This window comes from Reticulibacter mediterranei (genome assembly GCF_016587455.1).
This window is the reverse complement of record NZ_BNJK01000001.1, coordinates 7309446-7335818: the sequence shown is the minus strand read 5'-3', so window position 1 is coordinate 7335818 and position 26373 is coordinate 7309446. Positions and strand designations below refer to the sequence as shown.

Genomic DNA, 26373 nt, shown 5'->3' with positions numbered 1-26373 from the left:
CATAAAATCCGCCTACACTATAGACTAGTTACAGCGAACTTTTAGCCCCACAGATAAAGCTTTCTAGTCTCTGGAGATGACTTATCAATGCTTCTGTTTTCCTTTGTATCAGTTGACGATTTTCTTCATCAGGAGTAAGTGCTGAAATAACGGTTTCTATCTCTGCTACTATATCATTTATCCCACTGATGCTAGCTGGATAATGTTGCACAATAGAGTCAGGTAAATATGTCGTAGGATTGAGAAGGGTATCGTCCAGGTATTGGCGGAGATCTAGCAAGCTGTTTTTGGTACTACGTAATATCTCTATGCTTTCTTTATATCGTTTAGGAGGAATATAGCTATTTTTCATAAAAAGCTTTCGTGTGTTTTCAATGGATTGTATGATTGTACTGATGCGAAGATGGACATGGAGTTGTAGCTGGTTAGTGCCGCTTCTCCTATCTTCTGGCTGATCAGGAGGGGCTACATTTTCCTGTCTTAAAGCAGCGAGAATAGCACTCAGTGGAGTGGCAACATTGTGAGAAATGCCATTCCGTTTTCTCGATACTCCCTGGTGAACAGCAATGAGTTCCAGGTTTTGATTAAAGCAAGGAGCACCGCTCGCTCCAGGAGCAGTATTGACCCTATGAAAGAGACGGGTATCGCGTTGACCCAAACCAATAATGCCATGTGGATGATAGGTAAGCTGTAATGGGCCTTTTTCAATGTGCTGTAAAATACAAAGTGGTGTATCAATAATCACTTCTGGTGCAGGAGAGGCCAGAGAAATCCATCCTCGTGATGGTGCCGATGGTTCTGCCCTTTCGCCACCTACTGGCTCTTTACCAGGCGTCCCAGAAGTTCGTAAGAGAGCAAAGTCGAGTTTTGTAACCGGGCTGTAATCAATCAGCCAGTTGTTTGCTAGCTGGTAGATAGTTCCTGTGCTCACAGTCTCACCGCCAGGGAGCATTTTGTAATCAAAACGTAACAGCACGTCTTGTGGATTAGCGTATCCCTTCATTATCGTTTCTATGAGGTGATAGCTTGTCATCACTATATTGGGGCCAATAAGAAAACCTGTACCGTATATAGCATCACCAATTTCTACCAGGCAGATCTCTGTCTCAAGTACTCCCAGGCGTGAGCGCATTTGTGCTATATCTGCGAATTTACCATTGCTCATTGTGGCTAATTGCTCAAAGTGTTCAGATTTCTCACGTACATCAGAGGGTAAAATTTTGGCGGCCAGCCCAAATTGATCCGCAAAGGTTCGTAGGCTGACATCTTCAGGATGGGCATCAAGTACGGCTGCAAGGAGTTGTGCAGTCCAACCTTCTGCCTGAGACAGTTCAATAAGTTTGTTCACGGTTACTACAGGGTCGTCACTAAGCGATAGTGCTTCTAAATTCTTGTTTAGCCTGAACTGTGCCATTTGCACTAGATCATCCCGGTTAAAACTGTGAAGCAATGCGTCACGAAATTGAGCGAACTGCGATGAGGTTAACGTTCCAAGCTCAACAGATTTGTATTCTGTGGACTCTTCCGCTAGCTGGGGAAGAGCAAACAAAGGAGTGAACGTTCTCAGTGGTTCAACTGCGAAGAGACGATTACTTCCACGTTGCACGATAGCAATGGGGTTAGGACCACTCCAGGCGCTCTCTCCTAAAATATCGATAACTGCTTCGATAACTGTAGGAGGTGGAGGCGGTTGCTGCTCCAATACCCTCGTGATAAACCGCACACGTATATTCGTCTTGTCTGCTTGCAAACGATCAGTCCATTCTTCAACTGAAAGCTCTATTTCAGAGAAACCTGCTGCTCGTGTCAACTCTCCCGGAGACCTGATCCCATCTCTCACTACCTCCTGTTCCCAGGTTGTCAATGCATCTACTAACCTTCGCCATGCACTTATTCTTTCTGTATAGAGTCCTGTTCGACGAATAATACGGGCAGTAATTGCAGGGCGATCTCGTCCTAGTTCTCCGGCAAACCAACCCATTAACGCCGGGTGCTGCTCAATCTGCTCGTCAGCTATACTATCAAACAGGATATAAAGGCGCTCTTTGAAATCAGAGGGTGTGATCTTTCGTTCAATACGATCCAATCCAAGATCCTGCAGCCCGATCTCCAATAAGAAGAGAGAGACTTCATCGGCGGAGAGAGAGGTTTCATTGTGATTGAGTAGCAGCGCCCTGACTTCATCCAGACACTGATGAGCTTGCTGGATGTTCATCCGTTGTGTTTCCAGACGGGCGCGATGAATGAGCAAAGCAACAACAAGTCGTACGTCAGAAGCCGATGAGAGTCCATTTTTAAGTGTGGAGATAGCTTCCTCCCATTTTTGCAGCCGTTCATATGCTTGAGCTTGAAGTTCGTAGAGAGGACTATCGGAACTCCGTTCCTCGCGTTCTTGTAGCAGAGCAATGGCTCCTTCTGCTTGATTTCGTTGTAGAAGCTCCTCTACTCGCCGTTCAGTATCGCGCTCCCAGCTCTCTGAATCAGCCACACTCCGATCTTCGTCTGTAAGAGGGACATTCAAGTGAACTGCCAACCATGCCTTTGTCATACCAGAGAGTTCATCGAGAGCGTCCAGGAGACGAGTCTTTACAACACTATCATCTGTCCAACGTTTATTGAGTATTTCGATAGGCTGATGCAGGGATAAACGATGATATAATTCCTCGGCTCGTGCAATGGGATCTTCCAGGCGCTCGTAGTATGCAATTGCAGCCTCTTCAATGCGACAAGTTTTCTCGTGATCTCGCTGTCGTAGCAATCTGATCATGATAACGCGAAGCTCTGGACGATGGCGCAAGGCACCATCTTCAAATTGCACAAGTGACTCGTCGCGCCGGAGCTTTCCGAAGAGATGCTGGGCATCGTCATGGTTTTTTAGCAGAATGCCGCAGGGAGTCGCCAATACATCTTGAATCAATTCGGGCGTGATACGACGCAAGACGAGACCTGGATAAGCTAGCTTACGTACATCCTGGTCCTGGATATGGTCAAGAATGCGTAAGAAGAGTTGTCCTTGAAATGCACTTTCATCGAGGCGAGATTTGAGCAGGTCCTTTTGTATAAGATTCTCGATCTCAAGTTGGCCCAATTTCTCTAAAGCCAGTACTACTAATTTTAGAGTAAGCGGTAGAGTATAAGAACCAAAGTGGTTAACAATTGCTTTTGCTTGCTCAGAGGTAAGCAAGCCGTGTGTCTGCGTCTCCAGATATCCTTGCGCAGTTTCAGCGTCAAAACCTTTGAGAGCATAACGTCCAATTGAATAATCAGAAGTGCCTGAGATGGGGTATCGCCCTATAAATATGATTTTTAGTTGAGGGAGTAAGTGTTTCATTATATTCAAGAATGAGCAGAAGCTTGCGAATACAACGTGACTGTAGTGTCGGTTCCGTTCAAAGGTATCTAACACAAGTAGAAAAGGAGCGTGCTTTGTAAAGGGTTGTAATAAATATGCAAAATCTTCGGCAAACCTTTCCCACTCTTTCCGACTATTTATTAACTCTATCCCCTTCGAAATTCTCCTTTGCTCGTATTTCGCAACCTGATTACGCATTGTATCGCATATCTTATCGCAATACTTGCGTATATCAGGATAGAGAATTCCGAGTTGTCGTACCGCCTCGATTAAGATGGTGAGAGGTTCTTCGATACGCATACTGGGGCGCTCGAAGTCAATATAGGCCCACGGAAAGCGTTGTTCCTGAGCGAGTTGAGCGTTATTCAGGATGAAACGGGCCAGCAAAGTGGATTTTCCCGCTCCCCCTGGCCCGTAGATGGTTAATGCCTGATCCTGGAAATGAAGGGCATCCGTCACGAACTGCTTATCGCTGCTGGCTGGAGTAGTGGATAGAATGCCTATGTATTCACGCAACCTATTCAAATCATATTGCCGTCCACGGAAATTGTCTCCGGCCAACTCATAGAAAGGTTGAAGGAGGCTAAGTAGCTCTTGTCGTTGTTGGATATCACTTTTGGCAGGGAGATCAGGAATAACGTTCTCTAGCCAATCTACGACCTGAAAAGCGGCTGTCGTTTGCGATAAGTCCTGCTCCGGCAAGGGAGGAGCACCCCCGGTAATATACGCGGTTAACAATTGTTGTACGGGGTCATCAGGACGCACATAATTTGCTGTAAGAGCGTGCCGAAGTGCTTCACGATTACCCATCTGTTGTATAACATCCCGCCGCACGTGTGGCCGCAAAACCCAACGTCTCTCCTTTTGTCCATCAAGCAGTAAAGTACTCTCTTTGAGTATATCTTGAATACTTTCCTCGCCCTGGATGCCATCAACAGGGCGAAGTTCTGTCTCTCGAAAGGAAGATAGAACGGCTGCCGCCTGATAATAGGGACCATAACGAGGCGGGGAAGAAGCTGCTCTAATGGAAGGATCATAGCTAAGATCCCACGTATGGAGTTCTTCTTCCATTTCTTTGAGGCTCTGGGGTATTTTATCTAACACTGGTTGGACGAGGAGTCGTTTGGCTTCTTCATAGGCAGCATTCCCAAGCCTTTCCATTTTATGAGAATCTTCAGGATTGACCTGCCCCCAGACCCGAACCACAGAGTCCCTAATATCCTCATTTCTCAAAGATATGTGCTGTTTTGCCTCACGCTCTTCGTAGATAGCCCAAAAAAAGTGAAGGAGGTGCTTGGCTTCAATATCATGTATATATTCATATTCAATACCATTACGAATGAATGTATTCATGCTATTTAGATCCTGGTAACTCAGAAGGATGAGTCGCAAATTAGCCAATTGTTTATGTATCAGCTCAGCTAGAGCATGGATGAAATCCTGAGTTCGAGGAAGTAGTAACTTTCCAGTAAAACTATCGATGACAATCCAGTATTTTGTTGAGTCGCCCGCAAGTCTTCCTTTCAGCCAGTTACTGAAGAGAGAGATCCAGTGTTCTTGTTGCTGCTTGAACTCCTCAGGCCAACATTGCTGTAAGCCCATTTGCAATACAATAGCATACCCTAGATCTTCTGCCTTTACCTCCACCAGACTATCAAGATCAATGAAAACAGTGCTGAAAAATTTGTACGTATATTCTATATAATGAATGAGTTCCCAACTGTGTGATTTTCCACTCGCAGGCCCACCATTCACAATAAGAATGCGTTTTCCCGCCTCATCGTGCAGATTTTTTAGAGCGTTGCGCAACTCTTCACGATCTAATAAAACCTTTCCCTCTCGAAGGTAACAGGTGGCGAATGGGTCGCATTGTTCATGCCACCTGATTGTTGAGAGGAGCTGGCTGCTGATGTTCTGAAGTCCTTCGCTGTCTGGTCGGAGATCTAGAGCAGTTTGAATCAAACGCCCCAACCAGTTTTCATCGATGGCTTTTCGAAGCAGTGAAGTAATAAACTGAGAAACATTTTCCGCACTGAACTTCAATTGATCCAGCGTTTCCCCACGCGCTTTTAGCACCAGCTCGTTCAGGCTCTCTCGCGTCCTAAATGTATCATTAAGGGTCTCATCCAATAGTTGGAGTTGCTCACGATTTAATAAATACATCTCTCACGTCCTTCTCGTGTAGATGTTGTCTCTCTAGTTAGTAAGGTGGAGTGGCTTGCCACGCTTATTCAGTAAATCACAGATGGCTATTATTGGAATCCCCTGGTTATACTGTGGCTTATAAAAATTTTCATACTTAGGGTCTCCACAGTGGTGCAAGGCAATTAGATTCCAATCGGCATCGAAACAAGGTGCTCCCGATGAGCCTTCCACTGTATTGGTAGAATAGCGAACGCGAGTCAGGTTGCTATTCGTTGTCATGATGCCCGAGGTCTCTATAGCCAGCATTAAATTGGGAATACCTGGGTACTGTAAGATAGCAAGCGGAGTGTTTGGAACAAGATTAACATCATCTGGCAATGTGATCCATCCACGTGTAGTACTTGATAGGTTCTGTACGTGATCTTTGCCCGGAGTACCCTTCACACATAATAGAGCATAATCCAACTGCTCTGACTCCGGTACATTACCTCCCGGATACGGCATGGTATCGATAGGACTGTACTCGCTATGATCATAATCCCACTCATGAGCCAGTTGATAAGGAGTGCCGCTAGACAGGACATTGCCATCAAGATCTTCCTTATAATCGAATCTTAGCCTGACTCTTGATGCTAACGCGGGATTATGGATAACATCTTCCATAACATGGTAATTTGTCATCACGATATATGGTGCTACCAGGAAACCTGTCCCGGTAATGCGATTATTTCCCAAAGAAGTATAAGAAATACGACATACTCGTGGAAGCAGTTCTGCCAGACTCTTTATCCATACGTCGGGGTCCAACATGCTATGCGACTCGTAGATAATACGCTCAAACGCTTTCTTTGAATGTTTTGTGTAAGCAAGTCCAAATTGGCTGGCAAACTCTTGCAATTCGAGATCATCTGGACGAGCATGTATTGCAGCCAGGAGTAGTTCAGCGGTCCAACTACGATCTTCAACGGCATTTATCACTCCGAGTACACGATCAGGCATATGAAAATTCCCAAAATACAGGCTCTCTCTTCTATGGCCGAAATCCACTTGAAGCATATTATCAAAACTTATAGGATCAAAAGCATCCAACAGAGCTTTCTGAAACTGGCTGACCTGGTTCGGTAATAATCTTTTTCTTAGAAGACGAGGCACTGTTTCACTCCTTTAGCTTTTTAGAGAACAGGCGCACCCGCGCATCATCAGACACAGTCATACAATACTTCCCGGCGAGATGCGCCAACAGATCAACGAGAACGGTAAAAACTCCACTAAGGATAGAGTTGACGGATGAAATCCTTATCGGTCTGAGAAAGTTCGCTATTCTCTTCTACACCCCATTGATTGCAGGTCCAGCCCGGGTCAATGCGATAGATCATGATAGAGTGGGGATCGAATTCGTTGTACTGCGTTTGGCCTTCGTCGTAACGGTGAAAAATATTCCATTCGATCTGAGTATCAGGCCAGGGTGGTTCCAGAGATTTGAAGTATGCGAATACAGCCGGTCTATTCCACTGAATTTCAATGTCAGGACGTTGGTGCTCATGTATCAAACCTAACGCATGACCAAACTCATGGAGGACGGCAGCAGAATAGGTCTTATCAGACGAATCGTGTTTGAGCCACCCGAAATTCATCGTGGGTTGAGAAAGAGGAATTTGTTCGCACTCCCGACCAATATAGGACCATGTGAACTTATCCTTGAATGAAATACGTATCTGGGGAGAGGGATGGCTCCTGAAGACAAAATCAATGTTTGCATGTTCACACCATTGTTTCGCATACTTCTCTACCCTTTTATGGACTCGTGGATCACCATCTAGAAAGGTTACGTACAGTGTTCTGGTTTCCCAACGTAAAGCTTTTTCGGCAGCAGCCTCGAAATTATCTCTTTTCGTTTCTCCAGACGAAGGCTGCCGATAGCGTAGCGGAAGAGTCCGTTCAAAGTAGAATTTGATCATCGACTCACTCATGCTATAACTCCTGTTCGACAGAATAAATAACGAGACGACCTGTATTGAGAGAAAGAATATGTTGATGATTGTCTATATGGTAATACTACATGATATGCACAGATTTATCAATATACTATGTTTTTCGTTGCTACCTCTAAAGGGAACATACCCGCATAACCATTGGATCTCGTTGAAAATCTACGTGTTGAAGAAGAGATGTGACATTTACGTGAGTATTATATATATGAGCTGTTGCGATAAGTCCCAGTACTTCCAGTTCGAATCGATCCTCCCCATTTGCCTCGATAGTTGCAATTGCTCTTCAATTTGCTCTGCAAGCATATGACTATGGGCGATGAGGTGGATAAACTCAATCAGTAACCGTTTTTCGGCTACTTGCTCATATGCCCATTTTAGTGGTCGTGGGTATTACGCTAAGTGGAGCAAGAAAGGTTTTATTTTTTAATTGTGACGGATGCACTTCATATTCTGAGACAATTTGGGCCAGCGTTTTCTCTTCTCTCAAGAGTTCCTGAACGACTTTGGCCTTATTGATCGGTGCCTCTCATGTCGTGATCAACTACATTCGTCGGAATAGATAACAACTCTTGTGCTCTCTTTGATCTTTGGGTTACCTCTTTCCTGGCCTCTTCACTGAACCATCGTTCAATTTCTTTCAGCAGATAAGATTCTTTCGCTGCTTCAGCTGCGTTACTCTTCTGCTTTGACTTTTCGTCTGTGTGGGGCAGATAGGGGAGTAGCTGCTCTTTGATAAAGGCAACGAGAGTCCATGTTAGAGCAAAGGCGAGTGGGTCCTTCTGGCGGTCTTCCTGGTCCAGGTAATAAAGAAGCTGTTCGAGGCTGTTATAAATCTCGGATGGCAGGTTGTTGCCGCCAGGTATCACTCTACCATTGTCAAGGTATTGGCGCATCCGTCGAAATAGTGTCTCACCAATGGTATCTGCTTGCCAGCGTCCTGGTATCTTGTATAGACTCTTGAGCGTATCGATCAACTTTTCTATGTCCTGTACTCCCTTTTTATTCCCATTAGTGTGAGGAATCAATGGTCCGACGTCTACAGAGGTTGTATTGCTTTTTAACGTAACATGCAGATAGAAGCTGCCACCATTATGCTGTGTGTAGGGAAGCATGGACCGCATGAGTGCATGTTCACCCTGAAGCGGGTTGTGTGTGCTTTTGATCCAAGAGTTGCAACCATGACAGGTCGGGATAAGATTATAGGGGTGACAGGCAAAATGGGGATAGAGCGACTTGGGCAGAAAATGATCAATAGTCCCGTAGATATGTTTATCAGCTTTCACGTAGTAACGACTTGCATCACAGATCGGGCAGATTATAAGCTCTTGATTAGCATCAATGAATGCTTCGAAGAAAGCCTGCCGTCCAAATGGTTGACCAGTGCTAGATAACTCACCTGGGAATGTAGCGCTGTCAGCACTATTACCTAGAAAGGCATCATAGAAATAGAGAAAAAAGCAATAAGCAGCACCTTGCCAGGTGAGAGCAGTATCCTTCTTATCAATATGGATTGTTTTTTCGCCTTCTAGGAATTTGGCTATTGGTATTATTTGCTTCTCTTCATCCAACAGGTCGTTCACTTCCTGAGCAATGCGTTCACACCATTGTTGCTTTTGCTCTTGCTCTCCGGACAGCCAGACAAACTGTTCGAGATACTCTAAGTGCTTCTGGCGCTTCTTTCCTCTATGACCTTCTGGCCCGTTCCAACACCACTGTGCGATTGCGTCTTCGCGTCCTCGAAATCGTGTAATTTGTGTTAAGCTCTTCAGGTACTTAGCAAAAGCCTCTGTCATGTGCGTTACTTCCTCCACCTTCTTCTGCTTCTCCTGATTAGTTACCATAAACTTTATGTTCTCTCCGCTGGCCGCGTAGCGTAATAATTCGACTTGCAGCACTACCACATTTGCAAGACTCTTCTCAATGATGGGCGAGAGCTTTAAAGCATGCAGCAACATAACTATCTCCCACGTAAATCATGAATTTGGCGTAAAATTAAGAAACGCCAGTAGCCAGGGCCAACCTGTTTTTCTAAGTTTTCCAGGTCTTTTATACATTGGTTTTTAATGTTGCTTGGTAATTGTTGCCACTCAGATGCGATTTTCCTTATGCTTTCAAGTTTCTGTTTGATGCGATTCACGCCGTTTGCGCCAGCAGCGTGTCGTGCCCCAAAGACAGAGACAATAATATCACTGGGATCTGCTCCTAGCGTCTCCAGGCTTGTAGGTATTGTCTCATAAGTGTAGCCGTTCCGACGTTTGAGAATCAAAATATTTGTATTAACCACATCTGTGAGTGTGATGCTTGAATGCGTCGTCATTAAGGCATGGCAGGGTTGAGGCTTTGGCCTATCTTGTGGTATCGTGAGTGACTCGTCAAGCATAAACACAAGTTGTTGCTTCCAATAATCATTAAAATGGACTTCGGGTTCATCAAGGAGGATAAGCGCCTCGCTCTCTCGGAGCAGAGGCATGAGGCATAGGCGGCCCAGGAAACTCTGTTCGCCGTCGCTGAGCCATGTGAACAGGTGCAGAGGCGGTTGCTCAACCGAAGCACCCAGTTCATCTCGTTCCTCCTGCTCCTGACTCCGTTCCAGGAAAAGATTGACCTCTTGTAAGAGTTGCTCGTTTTGCTCGCGTGCCTGAGCCAGGCGTGCTAGGCTGCTAAAGAATAAAAAACCTCCCCCACCTCTTAGCGCCAGCAAGTCGTTCGGCAGCGTTTTTTTTGCGAGTAGATCGAAGACTAGCAAGTAGTCAGAACCAATTTGTATTGTATGGGTTGCTAGCTTTAGCAGTTCCTGGATAAAGCCTTTGTCCGGCTCTAAAAGCGCCTCCTTATTCATGCGCAATCGCAACGAAAAGCCATTTAGCGCCTTTATTCTTGATTCTTGCATGATATTGGACAGGTATCTCCACTGAGAAGAGGACTCTGTCGTCGATGCATCTTTCATATCAACTAGCATGCCACACAAAGCCACCAGTGGTATCTGTTCAGCGGATAGGAAGTAGAAATGATCGGTACGAATCTCTTCTGTTTTTTGTGTGTCATCAGCTTTCTCATCTTCAATAGGCGTTCCTGGTAGTTCCTGCAAATACCACTCTTTCAATGCATCTTGATATCCAGGCTGCTCTGGATCGGGAAATTGCAATTCTTCGTCATCGCCGTTATCTGACTGATCCTCAAATTGTAGGGCCTCTATCCACTCCTCTTCGTTACCGGTGGTGAAGGCAATAATGCGTGGGGGAAGATCGTTTGTATGTTGTGTAGCGTCAAAGGGAACATAGCTCTCGTGATCCCCTGTTTCATACTGCGCTATTGTTTCACGACGAATGTATAGACCTTCACTTCCTGATATGTGATTGCCTTCTTCATCAAGGTTCGTAATAGAAATAACCTTTTCCTCATCATTTTGTTTAAGTTGATAGCTTACTACAAAACCAAAGGGAGGGTTCCGTTGTTGTTCGTTCTTAAGCTGGAGAAAGAGTCTTGCCAGCAGGCGTAACAACGTCGATTTGCCCGTACCGTTTACACCCACAATGAGATGCAGAGTATAGTCTTTTGTTTCCTCTGCTCCTCCAATACAATCAAGCGTAAAATTTTTTAGGGTACGATATTCTTTAATCTTTATTTTACGCAGCCGCATCAGATCCTCTCTTCTTTAGAAGATAGAGACTCACCTAAACTCACTTGGTCATGCTCAGTGGGCAAACGATAACAGTTCACCACTCCTTTGTCAGAATGGTTGATATGAACGTGTACCAGAACCCCCATGCGCGTTAAAATCTCAAGGGTATGCTGGACCTTTACAACATCTTTTTCCTCCAGCTTTTGTAAGAGCTGATACTGCGTAAAATACAGAGCGTGGCCTTCCGGATCGACAAACTGTTTTATCGCTTTCCAGATGGTATCTTGCTGGTTACCCAGGTGATGCGGCAGCGTCAGTGAGGAAAGATCGCAAACGCGTGGGGGGAGGTCTACGAAAGGTCTGGTTTCTAATTGGCCCAGCAGATAGTCAGCACGTTGCCGTATCTGGTTGTGCAAACGCTTAATAGTATTCAGTGAGTCGAGTGCTGATCCTTCTTCCCCTAGACTTTCTGCTATGTCTGACCGAGTTTCCACTCCTGACTCGTCCACTTCAGGCTGCACCCTTTGAGAGGTTGGCTGTTGAGTTTTCTGTAATTGAGCGTCACTAAGCACCTGCCGTTGGACAAGATCGTTGAAATAATCCACTGGGCGAATATTATAGTTTCCGGTCTGGATAGCCTCTACTGTCCGTGTACAACCAAGCAAGCGGCCATCAGCTAAAATTGCAACCGTCTGACCAGGAGTATTACTGGCAAAGAGTATAACACCTGTACGTTTTTCATCGAGCGTTTTTAACCACGCAATATCATCTTCTCCATGCTCAATATCTGTTGGTTGTATATCGACCTTATCTAAAGGTAAGGCAATATATTGGACAGCTTGTCCTGGAATGGATGCCTTAGCAAAGAAATAGTGTCTATTCTCTGATCCCTCTTTATTCTCTTCAATCCGCCAGATTGAGGTGAGAATTGCCTGTTCCATGACTTTGATGACAAAATGTACCTTAGAGGGTTGTTCCGTCGAGTGCAACGGAAAGACAGAGAAGAGAGTGGTGTCTGGGTTGCCATCGTTTCGTGGTATAGGCCAAAAATCGGGCTCGCGCAGCCGCAGGACCTCTGTGATCGTTTCCAGATCGTTCCCGCTTGCAGCCTCTGCTGTGATATTGCGGTTGCGCCTACGGGTATAGCCATCATTCTCAACATTGAATAGCCAGGGATGAACAGTCTGTTGTCGGTCACGCTCCAAGAGGAGCAGACCAACATTCTTGTGATTGAAAGGATACAAAGCTCCTTCTCCCAGTAAAACCACGGCTCGCATTGTATGCTTTTCCAGAATAGTACGTTTAAGTTTCATAGTGCTTTTTTTATCTGTCAGCAGCGATTCGGGAACCATGATAATAGCTCGGCCTCCCTCTTTTAGCTTGTTGAGTGCCAGGCTAGTAAATAAAAGCTCGCTAGCACGTCCGTTAGTGACGTTCATGGTTTCTCGTGCTGTTCTCTCATCAATGGTGATGCCAAATGGTGGAGCCATAGCAATACGATCAAATTCTGTTCCAGCAAAGTTTCTGTGACAGAGAATAAATGCATCCCCGTTGTAAAGCTGAACAGTTTCTGTGGAAAGGTTGTGTAGTACGACGTTGGCTGCTGCAATGCGCACCCACTCAGGGGAGATATCTATACCTACACTTGTCCCTGTATGAGTGTTGTTTGTAACGTATCTGTTTACCAGGAAGCCACCACTTCCACAGGTGAAATCTGCAAAAGTATCCTCAGATGCGATCTCAAGAACGTTTAGCATAAAACGCTCGATATGACGTGGGATGGGGTAGGATTCCTTCTGGGCTGAGTCGAAGGCATGAAACAGAACATAGCGATCAAAAAGATTGCCTTCCCCTTGCGCTAATCTGCTTGCCTCTACTAATTTTTCCTTAATCTCTTCTTCTTGCCCGTTGTAAGGCTTACGTGGTCTGCGTGGAATGAAATCCGCTAATAAGAGTAGTTTTTTGCCCGCTATCTCAAGTAGGAGCAAAGCTATATACTCGATAATCTCGCGGTTATCAACAATACTAGACCGATTGAACATCAACCATATCTCATTCAAGATTTTCTGAATCTCTTCATCTATTGTGCCCATATCCTATAACTCTCCCTGAAATGCTTTTTGGAAGATTGCACGTTCCACCCGTGTCAGTTTATTTCGGCTATCGTCTGCTTTCTCTTGCATCTCATGTGTTATCTCTTGCACTCGCATAAGGTGCTTTACAATATCGCGCTGCATATTTATATCTGGTAATGGAAGTTCGTAGGAAAGCACTTTATTGACTGATGGCGAAGTTTGCATCATTCCCTGTTTGTTCGTTGTGACATATGCTAGAAATTGCTTCGAGAGCAAAGACCAGAGGAGAAATCCTGGCAGAAGATCTTTTTGTCTGTCTTTCCTGACACGTAGGGGTATCATAGTTGTACTGCAAAGCGCTTGATCTACATCTAACAATACTGCTAGACGTGCTAATGCGTTTGACTTGTAGTACAACACTACATCCTGTGCCTGTTCCAGTAAGATTATTGAACTCTCGATGCTCTCCTGGTGTGCCTGCCAAGTGCTTCTCGTATGGAGTAGTCCCCTCTCAGGTGTTATATGAGTTTCATCAATATAAAGATAACTTTCAAGCTGTGCGTTTTGTTGTACTACCCTTTCTTGTATAGTGTCAACCATGTTTCTTAGCTCTATTCTGCGCGTACCAGGCCATTTTTCTATCTGCTCAGGAGTGAATATATTCAGCAATGCCTTGTTGAATGCGTTTGTAATCTCTCGCTGTGTGTTTTCAATGAGCTTATAGCCTTGTTGTACTTCTCTCAATCTTGCTTCGAGTCGTTCAACAATACGCTTTTCTTCTTCTACTCCTCCTGGTGGAAGAGGAATAAAAATGTTTTCCTGTAAGTATTTCTTTGTGATACGTGGTTTGCCATGTTTTTCAACTTCCTGTGCAACGAGAGGTTGTCGATAGCGAAAATAATAAAATAAAAAATCAATGTCAATTGGAATGATGGGAATAAGCGCTGCAGTAGCTTGATTGTGGATTGCTGCTTCTCTAAATATACCTACTCGTCCCGCTGTTCCAAGCCTCGCCATTGCAAGCAAGAGTCTTTCTTTCGTTAGCACTTTCTGGTCTGGCTTCATTCCTTTTGCTTCTATCCTATCTCTTGTTGTATAGAACCTGATTCGTATATCCTTAGTGTTCTTTACATCGCCAGACTGGATATAGGGAATAGTTCCCTTGGCATCTGCTATATCTTTCGTTGCTTGATCATCTCCCACTTCTATATTCAGAATCTCCTTCAATGGGAGCAATTGCCATGTTTTGGGATTATTATTCCCCTGTTTCATGCGTTTGTGTCTCCCCAACTATCTCATCTCGCAATTTCATTGCCAAGTTATGTAAATCAGCGCAATTCTGCAAAAGCTGATCAAGCGTCTTTGACAGATCCCTTGCTTCATTCTCTTCTTGCTGCGCAACGTCAATCGTGAGTATGTATTTGAAATCTGGTTTGCGCAATTCGTTGCTGTCCTTTATCTGTATATACATTTCCTGCCCTTTCTGTAGAAGATCATCCGTAGGAGACTGAATCCACTTCTGCCAGACTGTCAGTAATTGATCAAACTCTTCATCTCTGATTTGTCGTTTTTTCTTAGATGTTTCTTTTTGTTGCTGCATTTTGCAGTACAGAATCTTGTCAGACCTTCCACTTTTTTGAAAAAAAAGAAGGTAAGTGGGATAGTGCGTAAATGGATCAAAGGTTTCTGGTGGTAGTTGGACAACCATCCGTAGATTGAAGTTATTGACCAACTTCTCTCTAACTTCTATATCTCTAGTGCTCCTATTCAGCAATATATTTTGTGAAACGACAATGACGCACTTATCCCCGATATCCACTAGTTTATCCATACAATGTTCCAGAAATTGGTTATCATAGTCCTTTGAGGATGATCCTTTCCTTGTAGTCTTTTCCTGTATTTGCTGTCGATCTAATACATCAAATGGGGGATGAGTGAGAATAACTAACTTCTTCTTCTCTGTTTTCTGATAATCATCTTCATAAAGATCAGGATAAGTAAAAAGATCAGAAATAGTAATAGGACGCGTTATGTCTCGTTCACGGATCTTTGAACAGTCAACATTGTGCAAGGATAGGTTCATTTTACAGAGTTGCAGGACCGATGGATGAACTTCACTCCCCTGAAACACACTTGCAACTGGTTGTCTCGGATCGATATCATGTATATATTTATGTGCCGCAATTAGAAGATTCCCTGCGCCGCAAGCAGGATCGTAGATGATTTCATCCTGTTGAGGACTGGCAAGTTTTACCATAAAGCGTACCAGTGGTAAAGGTGTAGAAAATATGCCTGTCTGCTTGTAACTTTTAGTTTTGCTACCCTTTGCGAGGATGTCTAAGAGCTTACTATAGAGGTAGGCAGTAGTATCTTTTTCAATGTTTTGTACTAGGTCAACGCTGTCGACTACTGCTAGCAGTTGTTTGAAGACTGTAAAGTCAGGATATATATGCATATACTTTGTATCGATCTCAAAACTTGTCTGTATTAGAGGAAATAGTTCCTGATACAGAAAATATGCCACTTGCTCCTGAGTCTCTGCTTTGGATACGTTTTCTATCCACGCAGACCAGGTGTACTGTGTATCTTTGAATAATGCGAGGGGAGCTTCTGCTTTTCGTTTGACTGGTTCTGCTCGCTGCTCCTGGTGTTCCAGACACTTGAGGAAAAATAGCCACGCTAGGTATTCTAGTGAATGAATCTGGTTATTTGTCGCATCTTGCTTCTTTTTTACATATTCGCATGCCTGGGTGACAGCCTGGTCAATTGAGTGTGTACTGGGGTGAGTAAGATGAATACTGTAAGTCTTCATGATATCTTTCTATTCTTAATCGTTCAATAATTATAAATGAAAATGAGAACACTTTGAGCAATATTGTGCTCATTGGTTTTTTTATGATACTCTATTCCCTGGCTCATCAGCAATAATATGTAGCATTACAGGATTTCTTTCTTATCAATGCAGTCCGGTCATAAACTTCGCATACAATGGTTTTTAACATATTCATTGCCAAGAACCTGAACAGGCTATTATTGTTTTAGCGCATTAGCTAGCTCATAGTTGTGACAAACAATAACAGTATTCGCGATACCTTTGAAGGTCATTAGATCCCATCATTATGTAATGCCTGAAACCATGGAGAATCGCATACTGTAACAAAGTCTGGATCCTTTGCCATTTCCTCTCGAAACTGAGGCCAAATTTTAATCGCCCTTGGCAACGTCGTACGACACAATTCTTCTCGGTTCGTCAGGGCGTAGATACAAGCAAGATCGTAGAATGCGGATGCCTGTGTCAGGCCTTTGCAGGATGGCATTGTCAAGCACTGATTTAACTCTTCTTCTGCCTCGGTTAGACGGTCGAGCTTTATCAAAAGATATCCACGATTTAGTCGTACCCGCTCGTCTCTTCTTGCCATATAACCCACTTGCTCAAAGGCGGCAAGGGTGGCTTGTAGTATCTCCTGATCGTTTGTGTCTAAGTGCCAATGATGTTCAGCAATGATTGCTCTCACTGAGGCTCTCTGTTCGAGGAATTGCGCTGCAAGGTCCCTCGCCAAGCCTGTGTTTGTCACTGCTTTTATGGCAATAAGAGCCAGACGCACGGCAGGAAACACGTAAGCCAGGTCATGCGATGTGCCAATAGAAACAGTCTCTTCCTTCAATGCTACCCCTGTTTTCTCCCGCCATCCTCTGTTATATCCAGTAGCTAGCATATCAAGAAGCCTATTTTCCAGCTCCTGTTCACCTATCGATTGAGGAAAATTCTGCTGGAGCAACTCCAGCGCAAAGATGTGAGAGCGACTGATCATTGCATCTCCAGTGCTTAATGGAGAAATTTCAGGCTTGAGGGGTAACTTCTCTTTTAGCCACTGAGCGATCATGCTATAGACTAGAATGTATTGCTGCTGGAGTTCGGATCTGGGGAGCGCATGTATCGCTGTCAGCATCTGCTCACAGAGTTCATATGCTTCGATACGGCGTATTGGACGCTCATCAAACATACGTTCATAAACTCTCGCGATTAACAGACCTTGCCATGAACGTGCTTTCTGACTCCATTGATACAACGCTGCCAGGTTGTCTTCGCTTTCAAGGCTCTGACTAAGCAAGTCTAGCATATTCTCAAGATTCGCCTCAGCAAGTCGGGTGAAGGCCTCAGCTCGGTGGTCTGCTGTAAACGGTGATGCTGGAAGAGATGCTTGTAATTCCTGTAATGCAATGGCAGGCGCTTCAGAGAGACTGACTAGTTGAGCAAGCAACTGTTCGCGTTCTCCTAGCTCTTGTACATCGCTTCCAACCACCGAAACATTACACAGTTCGCGGGCAAAACTGAGTATACTGGCCTCTCTTCGCCCGGCATCTAGCAACCGGCGCATGGCATACACCAGCCTCCAGTTCCTCGGTAATCTGCGCAGCAGTGAGATAGGATCGGAATGTGCTGCTGCAAGCCAGATCAACATTTCCATGCAGAGGTGAGTGCATACATTGTGTGCTCGGAAAAGCGTTTTTTGCAACGGGTGTACAAGAGTTTGGCTTTCTTCGATAAGGCAACGTAGCAGGAGGTTGAGCAAATGATCTGCGCTTGACTGTCTGAGAAGGGTAGAGGCGTGGTTGCGTACAAAGCTGGTGGTGTTCACGAAGAAAAACTGCATTTCTGTCTCGGGATAGGGGGTTTGGAGGCCTTGCAGTTCCTTAGGTGACGCAAGACCCAGACATGTAAGGCCTAATTGCGCAATAATGGCCCCACGGAAGGCAAAGAGCCTGTAATCTGTGGGGACGTCCGCTATATCTGGTACAGCAAGGTGTGTAAGTTGTTCCTGTGCCTGGGAGGAATACTGAGCACACGTCCACCAGGTAAAAGCAAGTCCTTCGCTCAGCCAGGCGCGTAGTCGTGCATCATAGGGTTTCAGCCTCTCTGGTAGGAGCGGAGCAACCCGCGTAGGAAGTAGTTGCGCGAGATTCGACAAACATGCTAACACTGATCCAGTCGACAGCGAAGGTATAGACCAATCAAGCGCTGGGGAGCCAATAAGTGCGTCTAGGAGCTTATCTGGGGCAATCTCTAAGAGTCTGTAGGTTGCCCAGAGCAATTGGTTCGTCACATGCTGATCGCTCTCATTTCTGATCGCATCGCAAACCTCATCCAGAATGCGCTCAGGTTGCTCAAACATGATGCTACGGAGTGCTGTAGCAGCGCGCCCCCGGGTATTTACCTCTTGTGAGTGGAGATCGGAAAGGATACTCTCTAACTCACCATGTTCAAAAAGTGCAATGCGCCCTCGAACCTCATCAATCTCTCGCAGGGATCGCCTGCTGGGAAGATGAGCGACATTTGTTAATAGGAATGAGTAGCGACTCAATAGACGCTTCCCTACTTCTGCTGCCGTCGTGTGATTGATACTCAAAAGAGGCATAAATGCATCATGGAGTCGCTCATCGCGCTGTTCTTTGTCTACATGAACCAAATGCGATATCTGTGACACACAGAAACGCATTACAGCCTCCACATGCTCAGGTGCGAAGTCAAGTGTGAAACCAAGTGCATGACTACCGTTAAGCCGATTTTTACGTCGTTCGCTCACATAGAGCTGCGCAACCCATTTGAAGGCCCGTTGCATGCACATTATACCTTTCTTCTGGGTAGCTTTCTGTGCTGCAAGCTGACCCAGGGCGGCACAGCTTACAACCCCAAATGCATCCTCTTCACGACGAGTAAGCGTTGTGAGAAAAGCCAACACACGATAATCCTGAGAAGAGCATTGCGCTAGACCCTCAGCAACCGGCACCACCCACAGTGGATCACGCCTGAGTAGCGCTTCAGCGGGTGATACTGGGTTTGCGTGAGCCAAGCTGCGAAGTAAAGCGCTCACGACTCCTGCATCTTCTTCCGGGCGTAGTTGCTGAATGATGTTATCCTTCACATCATCATTTCCGGCCAGGTAGTTTTCACTGAGGGTTCGGGCGAACACACGCTCAGCAAGTGGTGTGTCTGCAAAGCGTATTCGTCCTCTTGTTGTCAAAATGCCTACCTGTCTAAGTGCATCCAGGGCTTGATTGCTGCGATTCCTCAAAAAAAGTTCCAGTTGGGCGATGGCGTCTGCATTTGATAGACCATTAGGACGAGCCATCCAGATCTGCTGGTGCAATGTATGGAACGCATCTGCCACATCATGCTCATCAACATTGAGCAGAGTAGCAACATGCAGAAGTAATGCCTCGAGACGCGAATCAAGTAGAGCATCGATATTGACTGGAGCAGGAGCTCCTTCCTGTTGCCGAGGGTTTTCCCTGTATTGTTCTAGATACCGTTCCAGCAGGTAGGGGCGGCGGAGCGGAGCAAAGGCAGGAGAACGGAAAAAGTGGCTCAAGCAGCGGCCTTCTTCGGGTGTCAGTCGCTGAAGAAGTGCTATCTCCTGCTCTTCAGTAGTAAAATCCGGCAGGATAAGGCTACAAGGACTCTGCAGTTGTACGCGAATCTTGCCCTCCTCGCCTTCTTGAGGAACTTCTGGATCCATTTGGTAAATGTCACTCGAGAGAATCTTCTGACCTAATCGATAAAACTCCCAGATATGTGTTTGTGCCGTCAGAATAAGTTTAATTCCGGCATCACGACATTGTTCGACCATTTTCCCTAGATCGCGGCGGAAGACAGAAATATCTCCAGTGGGCTGGAGATCGTCGATTACCAACACAAGGGGACCCTTACCCTCGAGGCGCGCAAACGCTCGTAATTTTGCCAGGAGATCCTCATCGGAAATGGGAGCCGAGGTGAAGATGCGCAAGTGTTGCGCAATCAGGCGGCTGAGTATTCTCTGGTCAACATGATCAAGATCTGACCCAGGGATCAACAAACGCGCACGTCCTAGTAGCACGCGTCCTGTCCAGTCAGCTATGATCCACGATTTCCCAATGCCGCTCATCCCAAGCATCACAAATACAATTTCTGGCGCTTGTAAAAAATATTGGAGCTCGTTTGTAACGCGGGTACGGGGTGCGCAGCGTCTCGCTTCCCATTGAAAACCAGGTGAGTCATATACTGCTTGCACTGCTTGATCGCAAGCACTAGCCGGGTCCGAATCGAAAGGCAAAAGTGGCTTGAGGGGCATTCCTGCTACCTCATCGAGCCAAGCGTTATCGTAGATGCGGGCAACGGTTGGACCTCCAGCAGAATCGCGAAGGAGGGCTCCCAATAGATTATTTCCAGCCTGTTGGACAACTTTAGGAACGAGGTATCGATAGGCGAGTTGGAGATCGACCTCGGCTTTCAGTTGGCGTAGAGATAACGGTTCTTCCTGGGCTAATTGCCCTAATATGTTCAATGCAATAAGCTGAAGTCGTGGTTGATCAACCTGTTGCCATCCCTCTTGTTGTAAACGTTTCTGAGCATTATCAAGAATCACCTTGAGCTTGGAGTTGAGTTCTGAATGAGTTTCAGGGTCATCGGCGAACCTTTCAATGGCCTCTTTTCTAACTTCTCCCTGGGTAACTAGGCGAGTTCTCCAAGCCCTGCCACCAGTCTCTGAAGATAGTGCATTCAGTATGAAATTGAGAAGCAGATTCTCATCAAGGAGAGCAGTAGCCGTCCATGGATCACGGGTAGCCTTGAGTTGAATCCATTCGTCTTCTTCTGGGTCTTGCACACGAACTGCTGGCATAAGTATGCTCGTCTCTTCTGGTGCTGGCGGTGTTGTTAGATTGGCGAGAAGATCATTACCTCGATAGAAGGCTACGGATCTAACATTTCGACAGAGCAGCAGCCAAAGGACATATATGAGGTGATACTCTGTCCCTTTCAGATTATTCCAATCGCCGCGAATTTCGTCGTCGAGTGGTGAAGGCATGCTTTCTCCTTCCCGGTCATTTCCTATATGGCACATCACTTGTAGGGCTTTGAATTGTCATCTGTTCTGTTTTCTATCAATATTTATGGCGTTCAAATGGAACTCTCTTAAGTTCGTTTGGGACGAGTATGTAACTTCCCCTCCTCGTGCCCCCTATTAGGCGAAGCCGCTTTAGGAGACAGCCTCCTGACTGCCCGCAAAGATGTTGCCGAGTCCGAGGTGCTGTTGCTCTAGAGAGATGAGATATGATGTTGTGATCTTTCTCGTCGATCTGAGAATGGCACCAGTTGACAAGCGTACACTCACCAACTCTCCATCTCTGATACTGAGATGCCAGTTATATGCAGTAATAACGAACCTGGAGATCTGCTTGTATTGAAAGGTGCGTCTGACCAGGACCACCAAGCGAGGATCTAGAAGCGGGTCGGAAATGCCCTGCACGACCAGTCCAAGCTTGAATTCCTGTGAGAAGGCATCTGGCCGGAAGGCGATAGAGTCAAGCCCAAGCTCCTTCTGGACTCTGGCACACCAGTGAGTGTCGTCCATATAATCAGCCAGTTCAAGGAGTCGGTCCTCGATCGCAGTGGTAGAGACCTGGATACCCATCAGTCTTTCGATGACTGTACTGCAGCCAGGAGCAGCTTGAAAGACTCCTAACTCGATTCCTGGTATCAGAAAGATCTGCCAATTGAAGACGTAGCTCTGCCAATTTGAGTGTGGCCTCAGTGCTATATAGACGAGAGCAGAAGCGAGACTTCGAGCGTCGTCCGGCAGGCGAGCCAGTGCTGCATCACGGTCCAACTGGTCGATTGAGAGCAGATAGCCTGTTGCGTCTTTTCCAGTAATGAAGCTCTCGAAAAGAGTTTGGAGCACGGCAAGTAGCTTTGGATCGGGGAGGTATGCATTCTCCCAACATTCGGCGATGGCCTGAAGCAGTGCCGCGTAGTTGCGCACGGGAGCAAGGGGGTTGACCCAACGGAGGCGTGGATCATTCATGGCTCGCGCCCATCGTTCGAGAACGTGGAAGAGTCGGACACGCAGACGTTGAGTTGGAGTCCAGGGCTTGCCTGAGTTCTGTTTCTGGATGCTCTCCTGCTGATCCTCTGAGGCTCTGGAGGGCAGACGATGAGCGGGGGTGCGATCCAACATTTCGCGGAGGAGGAGAAGGATCTCGTCTTCGTGAACGAGCTGACCGACAGCGAATTGTTGATAGGTCGTGATGCGCCGATCGAGGGTCAGTTCTTCCTGGACTAGCCGATCCCAGAATGCGGGATCGGCCTCCTCGCCGTCACTGGAATCGAGGGCTAGTTGGGCGTTGCTGACAGCGGCAGTCTCATCAACGTCGAAGATGCATGCCTGATGGAGACGCTGCAGTATAGCTCCGATTGGAGTTTCCATATCAGTGACCTCGAGTTCCCTTGGCTTATCCATCGTCTGGTTCCGCTCCTGCAACCACGCTGCAAGGGATTGCGGATCGTCAAGCGCTACCACATTGGAGATCTGAGAGCAGGTTTCGTCCTCAAGCCATAATAGGACGGCTCCATCACCAACTTGAAAGGGCTCTGTAGTCTGTTCGCTGGTCAAGAGTACTTTGGTTGATCCATCAGTCAGCAGCACCCGAGTTTCAGGAGACAGGGTGGGCTGAACGACCACCTCGATCCGACCGTCAGGGAGCCGTCGAGCGAATCGGATGAAATAGCGGTGGAAGGTGGCCTTGATAGGTTGCTGGTACGAAAGGGTCTTGACGCTGTCGAGTGAGAGCGAGTGCAGCAATAGACCCGGAGGACAGAATGCTGACCGAACTGCGTCGGCAGAGGCGGACACAATCACGCCCGCCTCGACATTGGCCCAGGGTTCTGCAGCGCGGCTTACAGTCATTGCCGCACGAGACAGATTTGCGGAGCCGGACAGTAAGCGGCCATGGTCGCCCCAGACGATGCCTATTAACTTCGCATGGACGAAGTGGTCAGGCTCAAAGCACCAGAGCTTTACATCGCAGTTGAGGCGCTGAAGGACTTGCGCTAGCGTAGGACCATCGACGCTAAGTTTGTGGCAGACGTACAGATGGAGCTGCCGAGGGTGTGTTACCTTGACCAGTTCCTCAAGAGTGGCAGCGTGCTGATCCATGAACGGAGCAAGGGCATGCACTTCGTCCACAGAAGAAGGCAAATCGGCCCGAAGCTGCGAGAAAATGCTGGTATGAGCATTGCTTACGAAGATCGATCGGCTGCCAGACCCTGCAAGCCACCGTGTCTTCGAGCGAAGATCCCACCAACGTCGATGGACATCGTCATCGTCCAATTCTTCGACGAGTTCTTGCATCCAGTCGCGCCATGATCGAATCACCGCCAGGTCCTGGTTGTTTGTAGAGGAGAAGGATGAAAAGACTTCGTGACCTTGTTCCAATCCTTGGAGGGTCAAGTTCCCAGACCCCACTAAAAGGAGACCGTCACGGACGTTGCCGAAGAAATACGTCTTAGCGTGGAAGCTACCAGTACCCAGCTTTACTCCGCGAACAATATAATCGCGTCCCACACGCTGTAGCCTCCATTGCTCACCATCAGTCATTGCCGTCCAAGTCTCGGTAAGTTTATCGGCGTCGAGAAGCAGCGTGACATTAAGTGGCGAGTCGCCGAGACGGCGGAACAAGAACTGCTCGAAGAGTGATGGCTCAAACTGATAGGACGTCGCCCAGAAACAGGTCCATCGAGGTACAAAGAACTCGGCTGGTGTAATCCTCATCCGAACACCTCCTGGATGAAGGTCTCGCCTAGCGATGTAAGTACAGACTGATCTCCGTTGGCTACCCAGAATCCGAGGTCCTTGCTGATTTGAGCGACAGCACTGCGGCGGATATTGGCGAGTTCGAAGCGCTCCAGTCCGTTGTCATAGAAACGCAGCAGTCCATTTTCCCATCGGAAGCGGAAGGTGAACTCAGGAAGCTTGAAATAGGCAATACGCTCGTGAGCTTGTATAATATAGTTGTTTGTTAGCCATGCAAGCGTTGTAGCAAGCGTCTCTCCAGCTTGGACGTGATCCTGCAAGAGGCGCCATAGAGCGAGAAGCCCTGGCTGATTATCGGATCTCTGCCGTGCGATATGTGTCCAGCCAGCCGATATAACTGCAGGATCGGGAAAGCGATCAAACGTTGCGAAGAGAAGCACGAGGCCTGCTATTGCCGTCTGCTGTTCGGCAGCCCAGGAACGAAGGTCCTCCAGGTTGCGTGTTCTTGTTGCTATAGCAACTGCATCTCGAAAATTCAATGACGGTAAGTCCGGTACAACCTGAATTGGCTCATCCCAGATATTGATGTCATCTGCCGTCAAAATAAGATTTTGGAGCAGGGTCTGCACCTCTTCTCGTGTGAGGCCATTGGGGCCTTGAACTGCAAACCCAGTACGACAGACTTCGGTCCATATGCACGAAAGGGCCTCTTGCATATACTCCTTCATGATCAGGGCGGCCCAACGGGACGAGGCGTCGCCTTCTGGTGTGTTGTCGGAGAGACGTGGCCGGGCATGTTCGATGACAGCTTGCCGAAACACCCCTTCATTCTGACTAGCGGCAGGTGACCCCGCCAGTACACTCAGGAACAATGCAAAGCTCCGTCGACGTTGTTGCACCGCATCCCTGATCCACTCGGCTCGCGTGGTAAACAGAGTATTCCGAATGGCCTCCTGCTCTGCTGGAAACTCTGACAACCGACAGAGGCATGCCGTCTCGGCGTATTCGCGGAGCACAGCCACCGGTATCGGACTCGTACCCCAGAAGTATTGCTTGTAGTAGGCAGTGTCGCGGATCGCATTACCAAAGTGCCCAGCCAGTGCAGTGATCCATTCTTCCTGACGAAGCACATCGACATGCGTAGGAGTGGCGGCGAGTTGTGTGCCAAGGGGAGCCACAACTTGGAGATCGATTAAAGGGCTGCGGTAGTAGAGACCATAGCCGCCGAGGAAGCTTTGGACTGACTCGCCGCGAGGAAGGGGATCTGTACCGCTTTTTACGACTGGGTCAACGCGGTTTTTACCGACGACCGCTGACCAGCGAGAACCACATCCCTTTGAACAGAGTTGGACGGCAAGCCCATACTCGTACTCTCGTGCCTTGATGAAAGTTGAGAGCTCATTATTAGTTGGAGGGAGCTTGTGTGCCTGATACTCGGAGAGGAGAAACGGATAGAACGAAAAGTACCTTGCTCGCTGTGAAAGTGCAAGTATGCCGGGCAGTAGCTGCGGCATGATTCGGTCGATCGTGATTGTTTGCAAGCCTAGTGGATCTCGGCCAGCCTTGACGCTGAGCCCTGGCTTGATCCATTTGGGGAAGCCAGCAACGTCGCTCAAAAAAGCCTCGGAAGTGCTCATCTCGATCGATCCTGCCAGCGGCAATTGTCCGCCAATGCTGGGCTCATTGGTAGAGTCTACAATTGATGCGTTCAGTGAGGATGGACACAACGCGCCGACATCATTCTCCATGCCGACGGCTTCCTGATCCGAGTAAGACTCAGACATTGCAAAATACTCCTTGAGAAAGGAGCGTTGCTGAGATGGCCTGCGCTGGCCCGAACAAGATTTCCAATGTTCTGGCTAGCGAGGAAGATATCAAGCTCCTAGATTTTTATATGACATCTATTGTAACTCTAGAATAGAATAAACGTCAATAAACAAAAAATGCCTTCACTATCGTGATATGACTCTACGAGCAATGTAGAAAAGGTATGTTGCTCGTAGAGCTATACAAAACTGCTTGCTAGATATGCCTTATTGACTTGCAGTGCGGACGTTCTCAGGTTTTATGTTACAATCTTCTGCACTGGCAGGGATCTGCCCGATAATTAACCTATAAAATATGCTAGGCGATATCCCGTTATTGCTCGCTTGTAATAAACGGACCTCGACAATGATCACTCATAAGGAGCAGGGTCTTACTATGCTGGAGATCTAGGATGAGCTTCGCAAGGGGTGTATGCAGACCATCCAGAACTCTATGACTTGGCAGTGGAACGCGAACATCTCCACCCTGGCCCTCTTCGCTATCTAGGGAATACGAGTGATCTCCGACAACGCTATATCTTGCGCGTTCTGGTCTATGAAGCAGATGAATTAGTCTATGAACAATTCTGTCGTTGGAGTGGCATACCAGTGCCAAACCCCGATAGTATCTTCTTCGAGCAACCAGATAGTGTACGCGTAGTGCGCGATCTGAGGAGTACCATCGAGGAATTGGAAATAGCGCTAACCATGAGCGGATATGCGCTCGAGCTTTTGGGGTCATCAGAAAAGCTTACTCAAGAGCAGATCTGTTTACTTATGGAAACATACGAAAAGTAACTTCGTGCTATCTTTTA

Annotated in this window: 12 protein-coding genes; 1 reads left to right on the top strand and 11 read right to left on the bottom strand. The window is 46.9% G+C overall.

The window, feature by feature from the left end; genetic code table 11:
- Positions 1–28 precede the first annotated feature (28 nt).
- The 11 genes from K3T83_RS31675 to K3T83_RS31625 form a co-directional block, all read right to left on the bottom strand.
- Positions 29–5515 (bottom strand): effector-associated domain EAD1-containing protein, encoded by a 5487-nt coding sequence (locus K3T83_RS31675; protein ID WP_220206918.1) that lies wholly within the window; start codon positions 5513–5515, stop codon positions 29–31.
- 33 nt (positions 5516–5548) lie between these two features.
- Positions 5549–6649 (bottom strand): trypsin-like peptidase domain-containing protein, encoded by a 1101-nt coding sequence (locus K3T83_RS31670; RefSeq protein ID WP_220206917.1) that lies wholly within the window; start codon positions 6647–6649, stop codon positions 5549–5551.
- A 116-nt stretch (positions 6650–6765) separates the two neighbouring features.
- Positions 6766–7467 (bottom strand): M12 family metallopeptidase, encoded by a 702-nt coding sequence (locus K3T83_RS31665; protein WP_220206916.1) that lies wholly within the window; start codon positions 7465–7467, stop codon positions 6766–6768.
- A gap of 530 nt (positions 7468–7997) precedes the next feature.
- Positions 7998–9443 carry a hypothetical protein gene (locus tag K3T83_RS31660; protein ID WP_220206915.1) on the bottom strand — a complete coding sequence of 482 codons (1446 nt, stop codon included), beginning with the start codon at positions 9441–9443 and terminating at the stop codon, positions 7998–8000.
- 2 nt (positions 9444–9445) lie between these two features.
- Positions 9446–11128 carry an AAA family ATPase gene (locus K3T83_RS31655; RefSeq protein ID WP_220206914.1) on the bottom strand — a complete coding sequence of 561 codons (1683 nt, stop codon included), beginning with the start codon at positions 11126–11128 and terminating at the stop codon, positions 9446–9448.
- Positions 11128–13203 (bottom strand): HsdM family class I SAM-dependent methyltransferase, encoded by a 2076-nt coding sequence (locus K3T83_RS31650; RefSeq protein WP_220206913.1) that lies wholly within the window; start codon positions 13201–13203, stop codon positions 11128–11130. Before K3T83_RS31650 ends, K3T83_RS31655 begins: the two co-directional genes overlap by 1 nt.
- A gap of 3 nt (positions 13204–13206) precedes the next feature.
- Positions 13207–14457 (bottom strand): restriction endonuclease subunit S, encoded by a 1251-nt coding sequence (locus K3T83_RS31645; RefSeq protein WP_220206912.1) that lies wholly within the window; start codon positions 14455–14457, stop codon positions 13207–13209.
- Entirely contained in the window at positions 14441–15997 is a 1557-nt protein-coding gene (locus K3T83_RS31640; protein ID WP_220206911.1) for a class I SAM-dependent DNA methyltransferase, read from the bottom strand. The genes K3T83_RS31645 and K3T83_RS31640 overlap by 17 nt, the downstream gene beginning before the upstream one ends.
- 292 nt (positions 15998–16289) lie before the next feature.
- Positions 16290–21029: a TPR end-of-group domain-containing protein gene (locus K3T83_RS31635; RefSeq protein WP_220206910.1), complete on the bottom strand. Its 4740-nt coding sequence runs from the start codon at positions 21027–21029 to the stop codon at positions 16290–16292.
- Between the two features lie 171 nt (positions 21030–21200).
- A complete protein-coding gene (locus tag K3T83_RS31630; protein WP_220206909.1) occupies positions 21201–23771 on the bottom strand; it encodes a hypothetical protein in 2571 nt (856 codons plus the stop codon).
- Entirely contained in the window at positions 23768–25537 is a 1770-nt protein-coding gene (locus tag K3T83_RS31625) for a hypothetical protein (RefSeq protein ID WP_220206908.1), read from the bottom strand. The genes K3T83_RS31630 and K3T83_RS31625 overlap by 4 nt, the downstream gene beginning before the upstream one ends.
- A 450-nt stretch (positions 25538–25987) precedes the next feature.
- Here K3T83_RS31625 and K3T83_RS31620 point away from each other — a divergent pair, with 450 nt between their 5' ends.
- Positions 25988–26356 carry a hypothetical protein gene (locus K3T83_RS31620; protein WP_220206907.1) on the top strand — a complete coding sequence of 123 codons (369 nt, stop codon included), beginning with the start codon at positions 25988–25990 and terminating at the stop codon, positions 26354–26356.
- Positions 26357–26373 lie beyond the last annotated feature (17 nt).

Bases quoted from the DNA above. Each gene is read 5' to 3' on its own strand.
- K3T83_RS31675 (WP_220206918.1), bottom strand. From the start codon at position 5,515: ATGTATTTATTAAATCGTGAGCAACTCCAACTATTGGATGAGACCCTT.
- K3T83_RS31665 (WP_220206916.1), bottom strand. From the start codon at position 7,467: ATGAGTGAGTCGATGATCAAATTCTACTTTGAACGGACTCTTCCGCTA.
- K3T83_RS31660 (WP_220206915.1), bottom strand. From the start codon at position 9,443: ATGTTGCTGCATGCTTTAAAGCTCTCGCCCATCATTGAGAAGAGTCTT.
- K3T83_RS31655 (WP_220206914.1), bottom strand. From the start codon at position 11,128: ATGCGGCTGCGTAAAATAAAGATTAAAGAATATCGTACCCTAAAAAAT.
- K3T83_RS31650 (WP_220206913.1), bottom strand. From the start codon at position 13,203: ATGGGCACAATAGATGAAGAGATTCAGAAAATCTTGAATGAGATATGG.
- K3T83_RS31645 (WP_220206912.1), bottom strand. From the start codon at position 14,457: ATGAAACAGGGGAATAATAATCCCAAAACATGGCAATTGCTCCCATTG.
- K3T83_RS31640 (WP_220206911.1), bottom strand. From the start codon at position 15,997: ATGAAGACTTACAGTATTCATCTTACTCACCCCAGTACACACTCAATT.
- K3T83_RS31635 (WP_220206910.1), bottom strand. From the start codon at position 21,029: ATGCCTTCACCACTCGACGACGAAATTCGCGGCGATTGGAATAATCTG.
- K3T83_RS31630 (WP_220206909.1), bottom strand. From the start codon at position 23,771: ATGAGGATTACACCAGCCGAGTTCTTTGTACCTCGATGGACCTGTTTC.
- K3T83_RS31625 (WP_220206908.1), bottom strand. From the start codon at position 25,537: ATGTCTGAGTCTTACTCGGATCAGGAAGCCGTCGGCATGGAGAATGAT.